We start from the raw sequence: 20,215 nt of genomic DNA on the forward strand, positions 1-20,215 counted from the left end.
GGGGCGATCGCGGAAGGGAAATGGTGTACAGAGAATTGCAATGGCAGTCGTTTTGCAATATCGACAAGGATAACGCTTTCCATATCTACTTGCTGGACACACGAATTCGCTATGGGCAACGAGGAGGCAGCCGTTGCCATCATCACGGGTAACGAAAAGAGCAGTTGCCAATGGTATCCACCATTGCTTCCAAACGTTTCCACAACACCCGGGCACCGAAGAATTTCGGCGTATTGGCTTGAAGGTGCGGCGGTAACGCCGGAAGGCCTTGCGTTCCTGACACAACAGACGCCGATCAGAATTTGCATTTGCAATTGCGTTTCCTGCAAATATCCGCGAAATGGGATTTAGGTTGCATCCAACATGCTGCCACGGTGCATCGCGTACGGAGACGACAAGCCGCTGTCAAAGTGCTGTCGGCGTTGCAAAGGATGGGATATAAACTCGTCCAAGGCGTTCCATCACGCCGGTTACTCGTCACAGGGTGACAAGATTACATCTGGCAACATCAACGAGCTGACAAAGGACGAGCTATTGTCAGAATTGGGGAATGACAACGAACTACGACGACTCCAAAGAGCTAGAGGCACGCATCGCCGCTGCCGACGAGGCAATCTCAGTGGCTGCTTCACCTATTGTGTCTCACGGACGATGACTTAGTGACGATCTACACATGCGACGGCGTAACTACGTCAAGGAGTTTCGGCAGAGGATTGGTTCTGTTCTGTATGCGACATGGAATGCTGCAGTGATTATCGCGAGACAGACGAAGTCCATCGAAATCGGTGACATTCACTTGGTGCGATTCTACTTTTTGAAACTTATCATTGTGACGGTACTGTTGGCCAGCGGACCGATCAGCGGGGACGGTGATCGCGTACGCCTTCGACAGTCTGCGTCGTTCGCGGTCGCAGAAGGTGACGACTCTGGGCGGCAGCACGGACGGGGCTGTGCGGTCGATCACGCGGCGGTATGAGAGCGACAAAGGTCGGAGAATGTGAGCGACAAAGGTGTCAGGAACCTTTGATCGACTGAATTCCTGAAAACTGCAAAGTCAGTAACCAAGATCAGCGGGGGAGGTGATCAGCCTACGCCTTCGACAGTCTGCGTCGGTGAGCGACAAAGGTGTCAGGAACCTTTGATCGACTGAATTCCTGAAAACTGCAAAGAGTAACCAAGATCAGCGGGGGACGGTGATCGCGTACGGCTTCGACAATCTGCGTCGTTCGCGGTCGCAGAAGGTGACGACTCTGGGCGGCAGCACGGACGGGGCTTTGCGGTCGATCACGCGGCGGGTGGCACTTGTGAAAGGTCGGAGAATGTGAGAACGGTAAAGCGTGCCACTTCTGGCTGTGTCAGTGCCCACAGTCACGCAACGTCGAACACTGGCACAGCCAGTGGCACATCATCCGATCGTCGACAGTGTCAGCAGCGGCGGCACCGTCAGGCTCTGGAACACGGATTCCGACGCGGAAGTCCTGAGAATCACGGCCTCAAGAGACGGCGTCGAAGGCCTCGACTGGAGCCCCGATGGCTTCAGCCTGCTGTCAGCCGACAAGCGCGGGACAACTGCGAATCTGGGACGCCACATCCGCCTTCAAACGAGGGGAGGGTGGACCGCGCAACGGGAGCTCCCCGTGCATCGCCCTCCCCGCGAGACATCGGCTGAACGCCGATTTCTCAGCGACCCTCCCGTTGAAACGGGAGGGTGAAGCAATCGCCGCTCTGCACTGGTAAATTCTCATCCGCCGATCGCCTTACAGGTACCTTCCATGCGCGCCGCCTGCAGTGTCGAGTTCCTGTCTGTGAAATCAAATAGGCGACGAATTCGCATGCCACACTTGAGCCACTCATTCAGCGGAGCACTCCGAACATTTGCCTCCGTCCTGTCCAGCGGAACACATGACATGCTGGAAGACGTCGACTATCTGTCATTGTACGGAGAGGAACCAAGTGCCATTGAGCAGGTTCAGGTGAGCGGGAGAAGAGCTGATTTCCGGCCAAAGCCTCGGAGGGGCGATACAGGTTTAACCGCAGCGCGTGTCGGCCCTTCAGGCCTGCAGACGCGGAGACACCGGCTTCCGGAGCCTGGTGGCTCCGGCTGAGGTTGTGCCTGCCCTCAGGGTATCAACAACCGGACGTGTCCTTTGACGGCGAACATCGGTAAGCCTTCATCGACCGCTTCTTCTGCTGGATTCAGAAGAAACGGCATTAGTCCACGTACAGGAATTCGTTGGAATTCAGCAGGACGTGGCACAGTGAGGCCAGCGCCTGCTGTTCTGACAGCGAATGTCGCGACGTTTGTGATGTCAGGTGCTGCATCGCGAGCCGGCGTTCGTCGTCATCCGGAGCACGGCCCAGCACAAATCGCCAGGCGGCGGTGATCTGTTCCCCGAGATCATCCGGTGCGGCAGTTTGGACGCGGGCCGCGAGGGCTCTGCTGCGGGCGTGGACGAAATCGTTGTTCAGCATTGCCAGCGCCTGCGTGGGAACGGTCGTCACGTCTCGCTGACCGCAGGGCAGTGTCGTGTCGCACTGATCGAAGGTTGTCATCATCGGCGGCATCAGGCTTCGGGAAACGAAGCTGTACAGACTGCGGCGGCGCTGCTGTTCGGGCGGCGACGCCTGATAAGCGGCTTCCTTGCGAGACAGGCCTTCCAGAGCTTCCGCGCTGATTTCGGGTCGAAAGCTTTCACCGCCGACGGTCAGGTCGATTTCTCCGGACGCGGTCAGCAGCGCGTCGCGCAGAGTCTCCGCGTCGAGCCGTCGGCGGTTGGCTCGCCACCACAGCCGGTTTGACGAATCACGCTGCGAGTATTCCGCCGCGAGCGGATGCAGCGATGACTGCCGCCACGTGTTCGATGTCAGAATCAGCCGATGAATGTGCTTTGCCGACCAGCCGCTGCGGACGAATTCGTCGGCCAGCCAGTCCAGCAGTTCGGGATGAGTCGGCAGGTCTCCCTTGTAACCGAAGTTGTTCGGTGAACGGACGATGGCTTCTCCGAAGTGATGCTGCCAGAGGCGGTTCACGAAGACTCGCGGCGTCAGCGGATTGCGAGGATCAATGATCCATTCGGCCAGTTGAAGACGCCGGCCGCTTGTTTTCGCAGAGTCGGCCGGCGATTCGAATTCGCGGAACAGCGACGGCGAAAGCGTCAGTGGACCGGGAACGGCTTCGTTCAGCGGATGGTGACGTTCACCACTTTTCAACACGTGCAGAGGCGCGGGCGTCGCTGACAGATCCGTCCAGCCCAGGACATCGTCGAAGCCCAGTTCCTCGGCGGACGGTCCTCCCAGAAGCGCTCGATCCCGCGCGGCAATCGGCCCCGGCCAGAACGCGGACGCCATGCGATAGTAGTCGTGCTGCGGAATCGGGTCGAACTTGTGATCGTGGCATCGAGCGCACTTGACCGTTAGTCCCAGAAACGACGACGACGCGGCGTGAACCATGTCTTCCAGACGTTCGTACCGGTAGTCTTCGTCGTCGTTCGGTTCATCGTTCCATGTGCCCAGGCGAAGGAATCCCGTGGCGATGACGGTCGATTTTGTGCGATCCGGAATTTCGTCGCCGGCCAGTTGCTGCAGCACGAACTGATCGTAGGGCATGTCACTGTTGATCGCGTCGACCACCCAGTCGCGGTACTTCCACGCGAACGGCTTCGGCTGGTCTCGTTCATAGCCGGACGTTTCGGCGTATCGAACCAGATCCAGCCAGTGGCGAGCCCAGCGTTCGCCGAAATGCGGACTGGAAAGCAGCTCGTCAACCAGTTCGTCATGGTTTTTTTCCGCCGACCATCGTTGCAGGTCGTCGACGGAAGGAGGCAGGCCGATGGTGGTGAAGAACAGCCGCCGCACGAGTTCCGGGCCGCTGGCAGGGGCCGCCGGCTGCATTCCGTTCGCGTTCAGTTTCGCCAGCACGAACGCATCGATCGGATTCGCGATGTTTTGCGACGACGGCACGTCAGGAACTTCGGGGCGCTGGACGGGCTGGAACGCCCACCAGTCGCGGCCGCCGCGAATGTCGGTCGTCACTTCGTACAGGTCCAGTCGGCGTTCTTTCGGCCATGCGGCTCCGGCGGCAATCCATTCGGCAAGCAGCCGGACTTCATCGTCGGGCAGCCGCTGTTCGACACCTTTGACGGGCGGCGGCATTTCACCGGACCGGACACGCTGCAGAAGAAAGCTGTCGTCTGGTTTGTCGGCAACAACGGCCGGGCCGGAATCGCCGCCGCGAGCCAGACCGCTGGCGTCTTCCAGCGACAAACCACCGGACGGTTCGGCTCCCTTATGACATTCCAGGCAGCGCCGGACGAGCACCCGTGCGACGTCGTGTTCAAAGTCCGCGGCAAAAATCCCGGAGCTGAAAGTTACGCACAGGCAACACACGGCAAGTCGAAAATGCATGGCGGATCCTGGCATTGCGGGCAACAAGACAAGCGTCAGCAAACAATACAACAGCCCGGCATGCGATCCAACGCTGTGCGGCGGGGCGGCGATCGGCCGAACACGAGTTGTTCACCGGCGGTGAATTCGCTCGGCCGGATCACGACGGTCGACCGGCCGGCGCCGGGATGCTTTCGTCGGGAAGGATGTGTCCCATTTTGGCCTTCTTGGTCGCCATGTAGCTACTTCGAAATTCGTTGGGAGGAGCGACAATGGGAACCTGTTCCACGATCTGCAGGTCGGATGCCGTGTACACGAACGCGTCGGTTTTTTTGGGGTTGTTGGTCAGCAGCCGCACTCGGGTCAGTCCCAGATCCTTCAGAATCTGCAGTCCGACCATGTAGTCGCGCATGTCGGCCTTGAAGCCCAGCCGCGTATTCGCTTCGACGGTGTCCAGACCTTCGTCCTGCAGCTTGTAGGCTCGCAGCTTGGCCAGCAGTCCGATGCCGCGGCCTTCCTGCGGCAGATACACAACGGCTCCCGCTCCTTCGCTGTGAATCATCTGCATGGCCAGTCGCAACTGATCACCGCAGTCGCAGCGCAGTGAATCCAGGACGTCTCCGGTAAAGCATGACGAATGCATCCGCACCAGCGGAGCGTCCACGGCGGACACGTCGCCCCACACCAGCGCCAGGGGCTCCTGATCTTCATGAGCCACCTGGTAGGCGACAACCGTCGGCGTGCCGAACTGAGCCGTCGGGATTTTGACTTCCACCGCGCGAGTCACCAGGCGTTCGCGCACGCGACGGTAGCGAATCAGTTCTTCGATCGTGATGATCGGAATGCGGTGCTCCGCGCTGAGTTGCCGGAGTTCATCCAGATCGGCCATGCCGTGAGTGCGCTGGCTGCAGATTTCGATCAGAACCCCCACGGGGCGCCGCCCGGCCAGCCGCATCAGGTCGACGGTTGCTTCGGTATGGCCCGCTCGCCGCAGGACGCCCCCGTCCATGGCTTTCAGCGGAGACACATGGCCGGGCTGAACGAACTGTTCCGGACGCGACTCCGGATTTGCCAGTTGCCGAATCGTCCTGGCGCGATTGTCCGCGCTGACTCCTGTACCGGCGTCGATGTGGTCCACAGCCATCAGAAACGCGGTCTTGTTGGGAGCGGTATTGCGCGAGTCGTCGACGACCGGTCCCAGCTTCAGTCGCTCCGCTTCTTCGCCGGCCATCGGAACGCACAGCGTGCCGCGTCCGATCTTCAGCATGAATTCGACCTGATCGGCCGTAATCGATTCCGCCGCGCAGATGAAGTCGCCTTCGTTTTCGCGGTCTTCGTCATCGACGACAATCACCATGCGGCCGTGCCGAAGTGCGTCGATCGCGTGTTCAATGGATTCCAGTGGCACCGAAGTTCTGCTTTCAGGCGGGTCGAAAAGTTGCAGTGAGCGCTATTCTACGTGTCGCGGCTTCCGTAACAACGCCGCGGGACGGGTCGGGTCAGGGAAACGCTGCGGCCGGCGGCGGCATTCGATACCGGAGTTCCAATCGAAGTTGTGCCGAATGTCAACGTCGGACGGACGGATTCATCTGCGATTTGCCGTCGGACGGACTTCGCAGGCTCCGAATCTTGACTCGGCCCGGCGAGATCGTACGCTTCAGTCTGCCGATGTCCGGTTTTTACCCTCGGCATCCCACCACAACGCCTGTTGCTTAACCGCGGCACGATGCCGCCGCCCGCCTGACACTGGAGATGAAGTCCATGAGATTCGCTGCCGCGTTGCCCTTGTTTGTTGCGCTGCTGACACCGAACGGCTTGACCGTCGCTGCGGAGTTTTCGCTGTCCATCGGTCCGGCCGCGGACTCCGGTCAGATTCACATTCGCAGCGCCGATATTCGCCAGCAATTGGTCGTCTCGGCAGTGTCCGCCGGCGGAGAACTCGACGTGACGCGACAGGTGACGTTTACCAGTGAACCGGAAGGCGTTGTCACGATCGACGGCACCGGGCTGGTGACACCGCTGCATGACGGCGAAACGGTCATCACCGCGACTCGCGACGATCAGCAGACCAGCATTCCCGTGTCGGTCACCGGCTTCGAATCGCCGCTGCCGATCAGTTTCCGCAACCAGATCACTCCGATCTTCACAAAACTCAGTTGCAACGGAGGCGGCTGTCACGGGAAAGCCAGCGGGCAGAACGGCTTCAAGCTTTCTCTGCTGGGCTTCTATCCGCAGGACGATTACGAATTCCTGCGAAAGGAATCTCGCGGACGGCGAATTTTTCCGGGTGCTCCGAGTGAAAGCCTGCTGCTGAAAAAAGCCATCGGCCGCAGTCCTCACGGCGGCGGCAAGCGGATGGAACGCGACAGCTACGAATACCGCATGCTGGTTCGCTGGATTGAACAGGGCATGCCATACGGCAGCGACAGCGATCCGGAAGTGGTCGGCATTCGCTGCTTCCCCGACGCGCGAGTCATGCCGACAAATGGCGAACAGCAGATCGCCGTCATTGCCACCTACAGCGACGGTTCCACCGAAGACGTCACTCGCATGGCACTGTATGAAGCCAACGATACGGAAATGGCGGAATGTTCCGGAACCGGGCTCGTCGAGACTCTCGAACTGACCGGCGAAGTGGCCATCATGGCTCGTTATCAGGGCCAGGTCGCCACGTTCCGGGCCACGATTCCGCTGGGAGCCGACACGTCCGAAATGCCGGAACCCGCGAATCTTGTCGACAACGCCGTGTTCGACAAACTCCGGCTGCTGGGGATTCCGCCGTCTCCGGTCTGCGACGACGCGACGTTCCTGCGACGCGTCACGCTGGACATCACCGGTTCCCTGCCGACCGAAGAACAGGTGGCAAAGTTCCTGGCCGACACCAGCGCCGACAAACGTGATCGGCTGATTGACGAACTGCTGAACAGCACGGCCTACGCCGATCACTTCGCCAACAAGTGGAACTTCGTCCTGCGAAACAAAAAGGAACGCGGCGAAGACACACCCGGGACATTTCTGTTTCATCAGTGGGTGTGGGACAGCATCTACGAAAACAAACCTTACGATCGGTTCGTTCGCGAAATCATCACTGCATCCGGAGAACCGCTGATCAATCCGGCGGTGACCTGGTACCGCGAAGTCGACCAGACCGAAGAACAGGTCGAAGACACCGCTCAACTGTTCCTGGGGCTGCGAATTCAATGCGCCCGCTGTCACCACCATCCGTTCGAAAAGTGGAGCCAGAACGATTACTACGGTCTGGCAGCGTTCTTTACGCGAATCGGGCGGGCCAACATTCCGGGAGCACAGGGCAACACCCGCGATCGCCGCGTGGTCCACAACGAAGGCGTTGCCACGTCACGCAATCCGCGATCCGGCGCTGATCTGAAGCCAACCGGCCTTGGCGCGGAAGCGGCGTATGAAATTCCGGCCGACGAAGATCCGCGAATCCGGCTGGCAGACTGGATGTCCGATCCGCAGAACCCGTTCTTCGCCCGATCTCTGGTCAACCGCTACTGGAAGCACTTCTTCAGCCGCGGAATTGTCGAACCGGAAGACGACATGCGAGCAACGAATCCGCCCACGAATCCCGAACTGCTCGACGGGCTGGCTCAGCACTTTGTTGAATCCGGTTTCGACATGAAGGAACTGATTCGCACGATCTGCCGGTCAAAGACCTATCAGCTCAGTTCGCTTCCGAACGAATACAATGCGACGGACAAACAGAACTTCTCCCGTTACTACCCGCGGCGACTCAGCGCCGAAGCGCTCTACGACGGATTCCACATGGTCACGAAAACGTCGGAAGGCTTCAGCGGAATGCCCGGCGGAACCAGAGCCATTCAACTGGTGGATACGTCCAGCGGTCCGTATTTTCTGAAGGTCTTCGGCCAGCCGCAGGGTGACACCGCCTGCGAGTGCGAACGCAGCCAGGACGCTAATCTCGCCCAAAGCCTCCATTTGCTGAACAGCAAGGAAATCCAGGACAAGATTGCTCGCGATGGCGCGCGAGCAGCCATTCTGGCGGCCGACGATGCCCGGTCCCACGAAGACCGCATCCGTGAACTTTACCGTGCCGTGTTTGCCCGCGATCCTCGACCTGACGAACAGGAGATCGCTCTGAAATACATCGAAGGTCACAAGGACGAACCGCGCGTCGCCTATGAAGACATCACCTGGGCTCTGATCAACACAAAGGAGTTCTTGTTTAATCATTAGGAGTCAGAGAAGTCGGACTGACATCGCCGGCCGCCGCGGTTCAGTGTTTCGCAGACAGCGATCTTCGCGGGACAATGGTTGCCAGTTTGCAACCATGTTTGGTTGCAGCTATGATTCGGGAAGCGGCAATCGATGGCGGGAACGCTTCGAATTATCTGGGACGAAGATGCCGGCGGAAACGCAGAACACATAGCTGACAACGGACTGAGCTTCGACGACGTCGAATCAATCCTGGAGTTTCCGTTTGAAAAACTGATCAGTCGCAGCAGCGGTCGCCCGTTGTGGATTGGTCGGACATTGTCTGGCGAACGAGCGTGTGTGGTCTTTGACTGGTGCGATGTCGATCTGGTTTATCCCGTCACGGCGTTCCGGATCTGATGGAAGTCGATTATGGCTCAGAAGGTGAAGCCGACACAGGCTCAGCAGTCTCAGTGGAAACAGTCAGTCGCGGAGGTCGACGTGGAAGTCGATCAGACCCAGGTTCGTGAATTGCTCTCGAAACTCGGCGACACCGGAGTTGATGATGTGATTGACCGTCTCAAAGCGTTGCGGGAATCCCGTGGTGTGTCACTGCGCGCGCTGGAAGAAAGCAGCGGCATTCCTCGCGGGAGCCTGTCAAAAATCGAAAACCATCAGCATGCACCTGGTCTTGCCACACTCAGCAGCTACGCAGCCGCACTCGGAAAGACGATCCGAGTCGTTGTCGTGGATAATCCGTAAGAAACATCAGACTCGCGGCAGGACGTTGATGCCTGCAGGCTGTACCTTCAATAACCGCTGAACTTCATCCCGCGATTTTCACAATATCGCGCGACTAGCCACCGGAACTCACAGGCCGGTTACTCGCTGGTCATTCCACCTACCCGAATCGCGCCTTCCTCCCGAATCCCGCCTATGTCTGCTTTCAATCGTTTCGCCTGCGTCGGCCTTGCGCTGTTGATTCCTGCCGTCGCTGCTGCTCAGCCGGTGAACCTGCCACAGACTCGGATCACCGCCGTGTTTCCGCCGGGAGCTCAGCAGGGAACGACCGTTGACGTCACCGTGACCGGAGGTTCCGATCTGGACGAAGTCAGCGAGCTGCTGTTCAGCCATCCCGGACTGAAGGCGGCGCAGAAGCTGGACGGCGCCGGCAATCCCGTTGGCAACACTTTCACCGTCAGCGTCGATGCCGCAGTCCGGCCGGGGTTGTACGACCTTCGCGTGAGAGGCCTGTTTGGCATCAGCAATCCGCGAATCTTCCGCGTCGATTCGCTGCCGGAGGTCGCCGAAGACGATGCCAACAATACCCGCGATGCAGCGAAGCCACTGGTCCGAAACACAATTATCAACGCCCGTTCCAACGGCGGAGCGGACGTCGACATGTATCAGATCGATGCCAAAGCCGGTGAAACGATTGTCTTTCGAACGGAAGCCGCCCGGCTGGATTCTCTGATGCAGCCGCTGCTGCAGCTGTTCGATCAGAACGGCCGCCGCGTTGGGGAATCCCGCCGCGTGTTGAATCGTGACGCGGCGATCGTTTACCACTGCCAGGCCGACCAGACACTGCTGCTGAAGGTTCACGACATCGTCTTCGGAGGCGGCAACGAATTCGTGTATCGACTGTGTGCCGACAACCGGCCTCTTGTCGACTACGTGATGCCGCCGCTGATTTCGACGCAGCGTCCCACAGAGGTGACTCTGTTCGGCCGACACATTCCCGATGGTGAACCGACCGGCGAAACTCTGGACGGAGTTCCCGTGTTTCGCAAAGCGGCCACGATCAGTGCGGATGAATACCAGTCGGCGGCCGTTGGAGCCGATTCGGTCGCCACGTCGCTCGATACCCTGCTGTACAGCGGCATCGACGGCAACCTGATCTGTCTGGCACGGTACGACGGCGGTCCCGTTCCGTCGCCGCCACTATCCGCGGACGCTGCGGGAACGGAAACTTCCGCGGCACTCAGTGTTTCGCTGCCCGCCGAAGTCAGCGGTCAGTTCGAAGCGCTGAACGACGAAGACGTTGTCCGCTTCGATGCGAAGAAGGGACAGATCTGGCAGATGAACGTGCTGTCGCAGCGGCTGGGAGCGCCCTCCAATCCGGTCATGGTTGTCGAAAAGATCAACCGGGCGGAAGACGGCAGCGAGTCGTTTCAGCGGCTGGCTCTGGAAGACGACAGCAAACAGAATCCCGGCGGCAACCATCTGCCAACGCTGACGACGGACCCGTCGTTCACACTAACCGTTCCGGAAGACGGCTCCTACCGCGTTCGCCTTTATGACCGATACGCTGCGTCGCGAGGTTCCGCGGATCTGATCTGGCACCTGTCCATACAGCAGGAAAAGCCTGACTTCCGTGTTGTCGTGTTTGATTCGCAGCCATCAACGGACGGCAATCAGCCGGCAACGTCCGGAGCCGTCAGCGTTCGCAAAGGCGGCACTTACGAAGTCCCGGTCTACGCGTACCGGTCGGGAGGTCACAACGCAGACATTCGGTTGTCGGTGGAAGGTCTGCCGAAAGGCGTCACGTGCAGCCCGGCAGTGATCCCCGCGGGTCAGGCGTCTACGTTTCTGGTCTTTAATGCTGCGGAAGACGCTCCGGAGTCGGCGGCTCCTGTTCGGATCACGGCATCGTCATCGACCGCGGCGGAAAATCCGGCTCCGCGAATCGCTCAGATTGCCACGCTGGTTCATGCCGGTGCCAACGGATTGCCGCGAGAAGGTCGCACTGCCGGCTCGCTGCTGGTTGCCGTCATGAAGGATGCGGAACCGTTTTCGATTTCGGCCGGACCGGCTGTCGTCGACCTGACACAGACTCAGCAACTGCTGCTTCCGATCAAAATCGTGCGGCGAAACGGCTTCGACGGCAATGTCGATATCACGTTCACAGGCCAACCCGCCAACGTCGACGTTCCTGAAAAAGTCACGATCGCGAAGGAAGCGGATTCCGCCACCGCTCGGCTGTACTTCAAGGAAAACGCGGCGATCGGATACGCCACACTGCGAGCCTACGGGACCGCGCAGGTGCCGTATCGCCGCAATCCGTGGCTCGCGGAACGAGCACAGCAGAAACTGGATGCCGCTCAGGCAAAACTGACGGAAGAACAGAAGAAGCTGGAGGAATCAAAGGCGCAGGTCACGGCCGCTCAGCAGCAGATCACGACGCTGACGGAGCAGATGAAATCGCTGGAGCAGCAGTTGCAGACTGATCAGTCGACCCGTGATTCTCTGACGGCGCAACTGGCAGAGGCCACCGTGCAGCAGGCCGCCGCTTTGCAACAACTCGACAAGATGAAGGAACAGCTTTCGGCAATCAGCAATCCGGAAGGCCGGGATTCCTCCGCACCGGCAGGCGATTTCGACGCCGCGCTGCAGGCGATCCGGCAGGCGTCTGCGGACGTTGCGGCCGCCGCGAAACCGGTCACCGAGCTCACTCAGAAAACTGCTGAGGCCGCACAGAAGCTGAAATCCACGTCGGCTGCGATCGAACAGAACACCGCTCAACTGGCTGAGGCTCGCGGCAAGCTTCCCGCAGCGGAACAGGCCATGCAGACGGCTCAGGCAGCGGTGACTGCCGCCGAAGAAATCGTCGCAAAACTCGATGCCGAAAAGAACCAGGCCGATGAAGCGCTGAAACAGGCAAACGAAGCCACCAAGGCCAACAATCTCAACATCCGCACACTTGGTACTCCGGTGCTGCTTTCCGTCCGCGAAACGCCGTCGACGATTTCCGCCGCGGTGCCCAACGAAGGAGCCGTCCGGAAGGGCGAATCGATCAGCGCGACGATTACGATCGCCCGCCGGCCGAACTTCACGGGACCGGTCACAGTGACTCTGGTTCTGCCCGAAGGAAGCACTGTGATCAGTTCTGATTCCGTGGTCATCCCCGCCGAAAAGACCGAAGCCGTGCTGACGCTGACCGCCGCCGCGGATGCCGCTCCGGCCGCGATCGCCAACGCGGTGATCCGGGGCACGTCCGAATTCGGCGGCCGCACCGTTCAGTTTGAAACTCCCATTGCATTGAAGGTGTCCGAATGACATGTTTAACAGCGACTTCAGACGAACGCTGCGACCACGAGTCCGCTAAGACCAACGTGCGCTCACAACGGCAGCGTCAACCGAAACACGTTTCCACGGCGCCTCAGCCGCGCGCATCCTCAGCGTCCGCCTGGCGGCATGCCGGAGTCGTCCTTTGCAGCCTCACGCTTGCGCTGATGCCCGCCGTCGCTGTCGCCGACGACGACGAAGAGGCTCCCATCACGCCCGCCGACGTGAAGCTGGATCGTCCGGTTGAATTCGAACGGGACATCTACCCGATTCTGGAAGCCAACTGTCTGGCCTGCCACAACCTGGCGACCGCCGAAAGCGATCTGGTGGTCGAATCCGCCGAAGCGATGCTGAAGGGCGGCAACTACGGTCCGGCGATCGTTCCCGAAAAGCCGGAGGACAGCTACCTGTATCGGCTGGCGGCTCGGCACGAAGAACCGGCCATGCCGCCCTGGCCAAACGATGTCCAGGCGAAGAAACTGACTCCCGAACAGTTGGGTCTGCTGAAGCAGTGGATTCTGGAAGGAGCCAAAGCGGGAGCCGCCGCGTCAGCCGCGAACATGAACTGGCAGGCCATCAACGATCAGCTTCATGCCATCTACGCGGTCAGCGTTGACGGTACGGGACGGTTTGTCGCGGCTGGTCGAGCGGGTTCCGTGACGATCTACGACCTGATCGCCCGGCAGAATCAGAAGTCGCTGGCCGATCCGGACATCCAACTGCCGTCGGCCCATCCGCTGGCTCACCGCGACTACGTGCATGCCGTTGCCTTTCATCCGGACGGCGAACTTCTGGCGACCGCCGGTTATCAAATCGTGAAGTTCTGGACTCGCAATTTTCAGGAAGCGGTGCGACCTTCCGAAGTGGCCGCCGAAGCGGTCACAACACCGGATAGCGCCGCAGGCGTGACAGTGAAAATCGAAGGAGCCTCGGCAAACCTGGTGAAGACGGATTCTCCCGAAGAAAGGGTGGCCACAATTACGACTCCGGCCGACATCTCCGACTTCGCACTTTCCTCCGATGCACAGCGGCTGGCGACGGTCTCGTCCGACAATGTCGCTCGGCTGTGGAACGCCGCTGACGGCGCACTGATCGCGGACCTGACAAAGGATCTTCCGGCAGCGCGGCAACTTGCCCGACGCGAAACCGACAAGGCCGTTCGTGAAGCGCGAGTCGGCGTGGTCAATGGTCAGATCACCGAAGCCGAAAAGCAGGTCACGGAACAGCAGGAAGCACTAAAGAAAGCCGACGAGGCTCTGGCCAAGGCAAAGACGTCACGCGACGAAGCTGCGACAAAGCTGACAGAAGCCGAAGCAAAGACCGCCGAAGCCAAGAAAGCGGCCGAGGAAAAGCCGGACGATGAAGCTGTGAAGAAACAGGTCGAAGAAGCCACCAAGGCCGAACAGGCCGCCACAGATGCCGTCACCACAGCCGACAACGAATTGAAGTCGGCCGAAAAAAGCAAACAACTGACGGAAGCGGCTATCACTCGCGCGCAGGCTCACGTCGACGAAAAGAAGCAACTGCTGGCAACCGTCGAAGCAGAACTCAAACAGTCGGTCGAAACTCTGGAACAGGCGAAGGTTCCAGCCGCCGCTCCGGTTTCGGCCGCCTTTGTCGCGTTCGTCGGTGACGGCAGCCTGCTGGCAACTCTGGACACGTCCGGCACTGTTCGTCTGTGGAAAACGGCCGACGGTTCCGCTGTCGATGTGTTGCCGCTGCTCGGCAATTCACCTCCGGTCGCCGATGTAACGTCGCAGGGAGATTCGCTGCTGGTGCGCCATCAGGACGGTTCGGTTTCGGACGTCAGCGTCTTTCCGCAGTGGCAGCTTTCCGCTCGGCTGGGAACGCAGGACGACGGCAGTTCCGTGTTTAGCGATCGCGTGCTGTCGCTGGCATTTTCGCCGGACGGCACGCTGCTGGCGGCAGGTGGCGGAGAAGCGTCGCGCAGTGGTCAGGTGACAATCTGGAACGTGACCGATCGCACGCTGGTCCGTGAAATCCCGGACGCCCACAGCGACACCGTCTATGGCCTGGAATTCAGCCCCGACGGTAAACGCCTGGCGACCGCGTCGGCCGACAAGTTCGTCAAGGTGTTCGACGTGGCCACCGGCGAGCACGTCCGCAGTTACGAAGGTCACACTCACCACGTGATGGACGTCAGTTGGAAGGGTGACGGAGCGACTCTGGCCAGCGCCGGCGCTGACAACGCCATCAAGGTCTGGAACGCCGAAACCGGTGAACAGGCTCGCACGATCACCACGTACAGCAAGCAGGTCACGTCACTGGAGTTCGTCGGCATGCAGGACGAATTCATCAGCAGCAGCGGTGACCGGCGAATCTTTCGTCACCGCGCGGGCGATGGTGCCGGCGTGCGGGAATTCTCCGGATGCCCTGACTACGTCTATTGCACAGCCGTCACATTCGACGGCAGCATCGTGGCGGCCGGCTGCGAAGACGGCATCCTGCGCGTGTGGAACGGTGCTGACGGTGCGGAGGTCGCAAAGTTCGAACCGGCGAAATAACGTCAGCGGGTGCCTGGTCGGGCGACCAGCTACAATGTCGGCGATGTTCCTTCGCAGCATTCACAGCGATCGTCCGACGTGACTTCTCCCGACGAAGAAACCGGTTTCGAACTGCAGGGTTTTCCCGTTCACCGGGGCGAATCCGACCTGCGTTCGCGCGAACCGGTGGAAATTCTGGCCTCGCAGTTTGTGGAGGAACTGCGGCAGGGCAGGAAGCCGTCCATTGAAATCTACGCCAGGCGATATCCGCGGCATGCTCACACGATCCGAGATTCGTTCCCGATGCTGGCACTGCTCGAACAGGCTCGATCGCAGAACGAAGCGGCGGCCATCCGCCGCAACATGCCGGAACGATTTCCGTTTCACCGGCTGGGACGCTGCGAACTGCTGTGCGAAATCGGCCGCGGCGGGATGGGTGTTGTCTTTCAGGGACGCGAATCGGGTGGTCACATTGTCGCGGTGAAAGTGCTGCCGTGGCGTGTTGCCGTTGTTCCCGAATGGCAGCGGCGGTTTGAGGCGGAAGCCAGGATCGCGGCCGGCCTCAGGCATCGCAACATCGTTCCCGTGTATCGCTTCGGGCAGGAACACGGCTATTGCTATTACGTGATGCAGTTCGTCAACGGAGTCGGTCTGGACAGCATCATCGAACGACTGCGTGAAACCGAAGGTGTTGTTTATCAGGACGAAATCCGGCGCAAGGAAGCCGATCAGCCCAGCGGTTTTATTTCCAGCACGGAACTGCGGGCGCTTACCACAGCGGCTGACGTCGAACAGGCTGACGACAGCAAACGCAAACGCCTGACTCGCACGTCGTGGAAAAGCTTTACGCAGATCGCCATCCAGACAGCTCAGGCACTGCGCCACGCCCATTCGGCGGGAATTTTGCACAACGACATCAAGCCCGCCAACATTCTGCTCGACGCCAGCGGTCGCGTCTGGATCAGTGACTTCGGCCTGTCCCAGCCGATTGACCAGCGAGACACCACGGTGGCTCAGCGGCTGATGGGAACTCTGCGATACATGGCCCCGGAACGCTTTCTGGGAACACACGATGCCACCAGTGATCTGTATTCGCTGGGAATCACGCTTTACGAACTGGCGACACTGGTCAACGCCTGGGAATCGACCTCCGAAGACAAAATGGTGTCGATGATTCTGGAACAGTCGCCTCCCGCGCCGAGGCAGATTCAGAGCGACATTCCGAAAGGCCTGGAGACGATCATTCTGAACTGCATCGCCCGGCATCCCACCGATCGCTACTCCTGCGCCGACGACCTGCTGAACGATCTGCTGAAGTTCAGCCACGGCCAGAAAGTCAGCTCGACCAAACGATCGTCGTTTTCCGGATTCTTCAACAGCATCCGCAAGCGAACAGAATCCTGACGATGGCGGTGTTCGGGGATGTTGCCCGGATGATGCCCAGACGCAAAACTCGCGGACACTATCCGGACTTCACGCGGTCCCGCCGATTGCCTTCCAGCGCAGCCAGTGATCGGCAATTACGATCGCCACCATGGCTTCGCCCATCGGAACAAATCTGGGAAGCAGGCAGGGATCGTGGCGGCCTTTGGTGGAAATCGTTGTGGGCCGGCCGTCGCGAGTCACGGTGGACTGCTCCCGAGCCAGGCTGCTGGTGGGTTTGATGGCGGCTCGCAGCACGATCGGCAATCCGGAACTGATGCCGCCCAGCATTCCGCCGTGACGGTTGGACGACGTCGTAATGCGCGCCGGTGAGCCTTCAGCGGAATCGCCGGATACAAACAGATCGTTGTTCTGGCTGCCGCGAAGTTCCGCGCAGCCGAATCCGATGCCGTATTCGACACCCAGGACCGCCGGCAGGCTGAAGAGTGCTTTTCCCAGATCGGCTTTCAGTTTGTCGAAGACTGGCTCCCCCAGTCCGGCGGGGATTCCGGTGGCGACGATTTCCGACACGCCGCCGATCGAATCCGTGTCCCGGCGAACTTCTTCAATCAGAGCCACCATCTTTGCCGCGGCGTCGGGATCCGGGCAGCGGACGAAATTGGGGCTGCCATCCGGCAGAGTCTCCACCTGCTGCAGGGTCACGTTCTCCGGCGCTTCGATGCTGGCTTTGACATGTCCGATCTGAGTCACATAGCCGGTGACCTTTCCGCCGAAGTCCCGTTCGATCAGCTTCTTCGCGATGACACCGGCGGCCACGCGAGCGGTCGTTTCGCGAGCACTGCTGCGTCCTCCGCCCCGGTAGTCCCGAAAACCGTAACGGGCGTCGAACGTGAAGTCGGCATGACCCGGCCGGTACTTGTCGCGGATATCTGAATAGTCGCGGCTGCGCTGATCGGTGTTGCGAATCAGGATGGCGATGCTGGTTCCGGTCGTGCGGCCTTCGAAGACTCCGGCCAGGATTTCCGGCACGTCGGCTTCCTGCCGCTGCGTGACCAGATGACTCTGCCCCGGCCGGCGACGTTCCAGGTCGGTCATCAGATCGTCCACGCTGAGGGGCAACCCGGGAGGCACTCCGTCGACGATGACAACGTTGCCGGGGCCGTGGCTTTCACCGGCGGTGGTGATGCGGAAGCACTGACCGAAGGAATTGCCGGGCATGGACTCTCTCAGGACAAGCGGATGCTGTGAATTGCCGGATGCGGCTGGACTCAACCGGGCGAATCGCCGTATTCTTCGGCGGCGGCTACGATAAGTGTCAGACGCAACGCGCAGAAGTGACAACGCGGGATTTTTCAACGGAATAGACGCACTCCATGCCGGTTCCTCAACTCAGTGAACTTGGTCCGTGGCTCACTTATCTGTCCGGCCTGACGTCGATCATCATCGTCGCGGCCGCAGCGTTTCACGTGTTCTGTTTCTTTGTGTTGTGGGTCTGGTATCGCCGCGATCTGTCGGTCATCGCCGGAGCACTGGATGATTTTACCCGCGGACTGAAGCATCGCAGCGTGCTGGGCCGATCGGCTCCGCTGACCAATCAGATCGACGCGTTCGTCGCCGACATCAACGACGTCGTCAACGATCCCAGCCGCCAGGCGGACCGCGTCGAATGCTTGCGACGCATGCACATTCTGGATGAACGCCGCAGCTACCTGGATTCGCTGTCGTTTGAAACCGCCGGCAACATGGCTCGCACGATGATCGAAGCCTATCCGCTGGCGGGAGTCCTGGGGACGATTCTGGCAATCGGTGCCGGCATTCAGCGCCCCGGTGCGTCAGCCGACGGAGCTGGCGTGTCGGATGTGGCGGCGACGATGTCCGGAATTGTCGCCCGCTTCGGAGACGCCATCTGGTCGACGTTCTGCGGATTGCTGGCCGCCATCATCCTGATGTTCATCAACAGCCTGCTGGAGACCCGGTTTGATCGCCTGACTCAAAGCCGATCACACGTGCGAGACATGGTGGCGGGGGCCAAGCGGGAACTGGCGATGACGGCCACCGTGTCGTCGAAGGATGGCGCTGCGTCTTCCGGTGCTGTGACTTCCGGCAGCGCTGCGGCGGGGAAATCCGGCGGGGAGCCCCGCTGATGGCTGTTGTTCGTCGACGCCTGACATTTCAACTGACGCCGCTGCTGGACCTGCTGCTGATTGTGATCTTCGCGCAGTACATGGAGGTTCAGGATCGAGCCGAATCGGCTCAGAACCGGCTGCAGCAGCAGGAGGCGGATCTGAATGACCGTCGCGCGGCGCTGCAACGGGACTTTGAGTCGCGGCAGACCGCTCTGGAAGCCGCCTTTACCAGTGAATCCACGGCACTGCGGGAAACGCGACAACACTACAGTGAACAGTTTCAGAACATTCTGGATCAGCATCAGCAGGTCGGAAACGCTCTGGCCAAGGCGCTGAATCTGCCTGGCAGCGTGATGGAACAGATTTTGAAACTTCGAACCGACGGCAGCGATGACGATGCCGATCGCATGGAATCCGCCGTCAGACGGCTCAGCACGGTGCTGGAATCTCGCGGCAGCGATCTGATGCGGTTCGTGATTCGCTTCGATGAAATGCAGAAGCACGTGACGCTGTGGGAAATCCATATTCAGGACAACGGCCAGGCTCGCTTTTCCGACGGCGAACAGGCGCAGGACGTGGCATTCGAATCCACCGACGAATTCGCGGCCCGCGCGTTCGAAGCCAGTAAGGCATTTACGGAACCGAAGCCACTTGTCATCATCCTGTTGACGTACGGCGATGCTCAGGGACGATTTCGGCAACAGGCGACCGAAGGCATGCCGCTGCTGGTCGAACAACTGCGTCGCGACTCCGGCAACACTCGCTGGTTTGACTTTTCACTGATGGGATTTCGACCGGCCGGCCCGCTGTTCGACCAGGGTGGCCGGAACAACGGACGCTGAATCATGAATACCAAACGCGGTCCCGGTGTCGTCCGGTCCACCACGCGCGCTGCCACCGGCGGCGTTCTGATTATCGGAGCCCTGCTGGCTCTGCTCTTCCTGCGAAGCGGCGGGACAGGACAGGGCGACGCGAAGGCTCCCGAAGGCGGTTCACCGGATCGGCCATTGCTGACTTCCACCGAAGCTCCGTCCGATCGTCCGATGACTTCCACAACGGATGACTCGCGTCCGGCGGCCTGACGACCGATGAAAAGAAGGCCCTTTCCGACAATGTGCTCACGGTTCTGATCGACGAATACGATTACCTGATACTGATTCCTTCTGAATCGGAACCCGTCTACCGGAAAGCGGAGCTGTCGCGAATCCTGCAGCTCGCCAAACAGACAAAGGGCGACAGCAACGGCATCCGTGTCCGAATTCAGCGGCGCGACAATTCGCGGGCGTCGGCCGAACATCAGCTCACGAACGAACTGCAGCGTGCCGGAATTGGCAACGACGCGATCTATATGGCCTCCGAATTCGTTCCCTGAACCTTCAGCGCCGCAAAGCGATATTCGCCGGATCCAGTGCCACGACGACAGATCGACGGCGTCAGGGACTGGCAGAACCGTCGCGCACAACCTGCAGCGGTTTCGACTGCGGCATGAACGGCTTAATGAGTTCCCACTGAGCGTCAGAAACATCGGTCGGATAAGCGGCACGAGACATCGTGACTTCCCTGTCAGTTGTGAGTGAT

The 20,215-nt window shown here is 60.1% G+C and carries 13 protein-coding genes; 10 read left to right on the forward strand and 3 right to left on the reverse strand.

Annotated elements, in window-relative coordinates; all coding sequences use genetic code 11:
- Nucleotides 1–2,211: 2,211 nt before the first annotated feature.
- Together R3C19_13735 and ribA are read right to left on the reverse strand one after the other, a co-directional pair.
- Nucleotides 2,212–4,404 carry a PSD1 and planctomycete cytochrome C domain-containing protein gene (locus tag R3C19_13735; protein MEZ6061400.1) on the reverse strand — a complete coding sequence of 731 codons (2,193 nt, stop codon included), beginning with the start codon at nucleotides 4,402–4,404 and terminating at the stop codon, nucleotides 2,212–2,214.
- A gap of 139 nt (nucleotides 4,405–4,543) precedes the next feature.
- Entirely contained in the window at nucleotides 4,544–5,791 is a 1,248-nt protein-coding gene (ribA, locus tag R3C19_13740; protein ID MEZ6061401.1) for a GTP cyclohydrolase II, read from the reverse strand.
- Nucleotides 5,792–6,144: 353 nt separating this feature from the next.
- Between ribA and R3C19_13745 the strand changes: the two genes are divergently transcribed.
- The 6 genes from R3C19_13745 (at nucleotide 6,145) to R3C19_13770 (ending at nucleotide 16,532) form a co-directional block, all read left to right on the forward strand.
- The gene (locus R3C19_13745; protein MEZ6061402.1) at nucleotides 6,145–8,601 is read left to right on the forward strand and encodes a DUF1553 domain-containing protein; all 2,457 of its coding nucleotides are present in this window, start codon (nucleotides 6,145–6,147) and stop codon (nucleotides 8,599–8,601) included.
- A gap of 132 nt (nucleotides 8,602–8,733) precedes the next feature.
- Entirely contained in the window at nucleotides 8,734–8,979 is a 246-nt protein-coding gene (locus R3C19_13750; GenBank protein ID MEZ6061403.1) for a hypothetical protein, read from the forward strand.
- A gap of 12 nt (nucleotides 8,980–8,991) precedes the next feature.
- Nucleotides 8,992–9,321: a helix-turn-helix transcriptional regulator gene (locus R3C19_13755; protein MEZ6061404.1), complete on the forward strand. Its 330-nt coding sequence runs from the start codon at nucleotides 8,992–8,994 to the stop codon at nucleotides 9,319–9,321.
- 174 nt (nucleotides 9,322–9,495) lie between these two features.
- Nucleotides 9,496–12,615: a hypothetical protein gene (locus R3C19_13760; protein ID MEZ6061405.1), complete on the forward strand. Its 3,120-nt coding sequence runs from the start codon at nucleotides 9,496–9,498 to the stop codon at nucleotides 12,613–12,615.
- Nucleotides 12,616–12,791: 176 nt separating this feature from the next.
- Entirely contained in the window at nucleotides 12,792–15,149 is a 2,358-nt protein-coding gene (locus tag R3C19_13765) for a c-type cytochrome domain-containing protein (GenBank protein ID MEZ6061406.1), read from the forward strand.
- A 9-nt stretch (nucleotides 15,150–15,158) separates the two neighbouring features.
- Nucleotides 15,159–16,532, forward strand: coding sequence for a serine/threonine-protein kinase (locus R3C19_13770; GenBank protein MEZ6061407.1), 1,374 nt, complete (start codon nucleotides 15,159–15,161; stop codon nucleotides 16,530–16,532).
- A gap of 69 nt (nucleotides 16,533–16,601) precedes the next feature.
- Here R3C19_13770 and aroC read toward each other — a convergent pair whose 3' ends face one another.
- Nucleotides 16,602–17,729 carry a chorismate synthase gene (gene aroC / locus R3C19_13775; protein MEZ6061408.1) on the reverse strand — a complete coding sequence of 376 codons (1,128 nt, stop codon included), beginning with the start codon at nucleotides 17,727–17,729 and terminating at the stop codon, nucleotides 16,602–16,604.
- A gap of 155 nt (nucleotides 17,730–17,884) precedes the next feature.
- On the opposite strand from aroC, the gene R3C19_13780 reads away from it, so the two are divergent.
- The 4 genes from R3C19_13780 to R3C19_13795 are packed head-to-tail and all read left to right on the forward strand — an operon-like array spanning nucleotide 17,885 to nucleotide 20,009.
- Nucleotides 17,885–18,655 carry a MotA/TolQ/ExbB proton channel family protein gene (locus R3C19_13780; protein ID MEZ6061409.1) on the forward strand — a complete coding sequence of 257 codons (771 nt, stop codon included), beginning with the start codon at nucleotides 17,885–17,887 and terminating at the stop codon, nucleotides 18,653–18,655.
- Nucleotides 18,655–19,479 carry a hypothetical protein gene (locus R3C19_13785; protein ID MEZ6061410.1) on the forward strand — a complete coding sequence of 275 codons (825 nt, stop codon included), beginning with the start codon at nucleotides 18,655–18,657 and terminating at the stop codon, nucleotides 19,477–19,479. The genes R3C19_13780 and R3C19_13785 overlap by 1 nt, the downstream gene beginning before the upstream one ends.
- A 3-nt stretch (nucleotides 19,480–19,482) precedes the next feature.
- Nucleotides 19,483–19,719: a hypothetical protein gene (locus tag R3C19_13790; protein MEZ6061411.1), complete on the forward strand. Its 237-nt coding sequence runs from the start codon at nucleotides 19,483–19,485 to the stop codon at nucleotides 19,717–19,719.
- Nucleotides 19,720–19,751: 32 nt separating this feature from the next.
- The gene (locus R3C19_13795) at nucleotides 19,752–20,009 is read left to right on the forward strand and encodes a hypothetical protein (GenBank protein MEZ6061412.1); all 258 of its coding nucleotides are present in this window, start codon (nucleotides 19,752–19,754) and stop codon (nucleotides 20,007–20,009) included.
- Nucleotides 20,010–20,215 lie beyond the last annotated feature (206 nt).

The organism is Planctomycetaceae bacterium (assembly GCA_041398785.1).
GTDB lineage: Bacteria > Planctomycetota > Planctomycetia > Planctomycetales > Planctomycetaceae > JAWKUA01.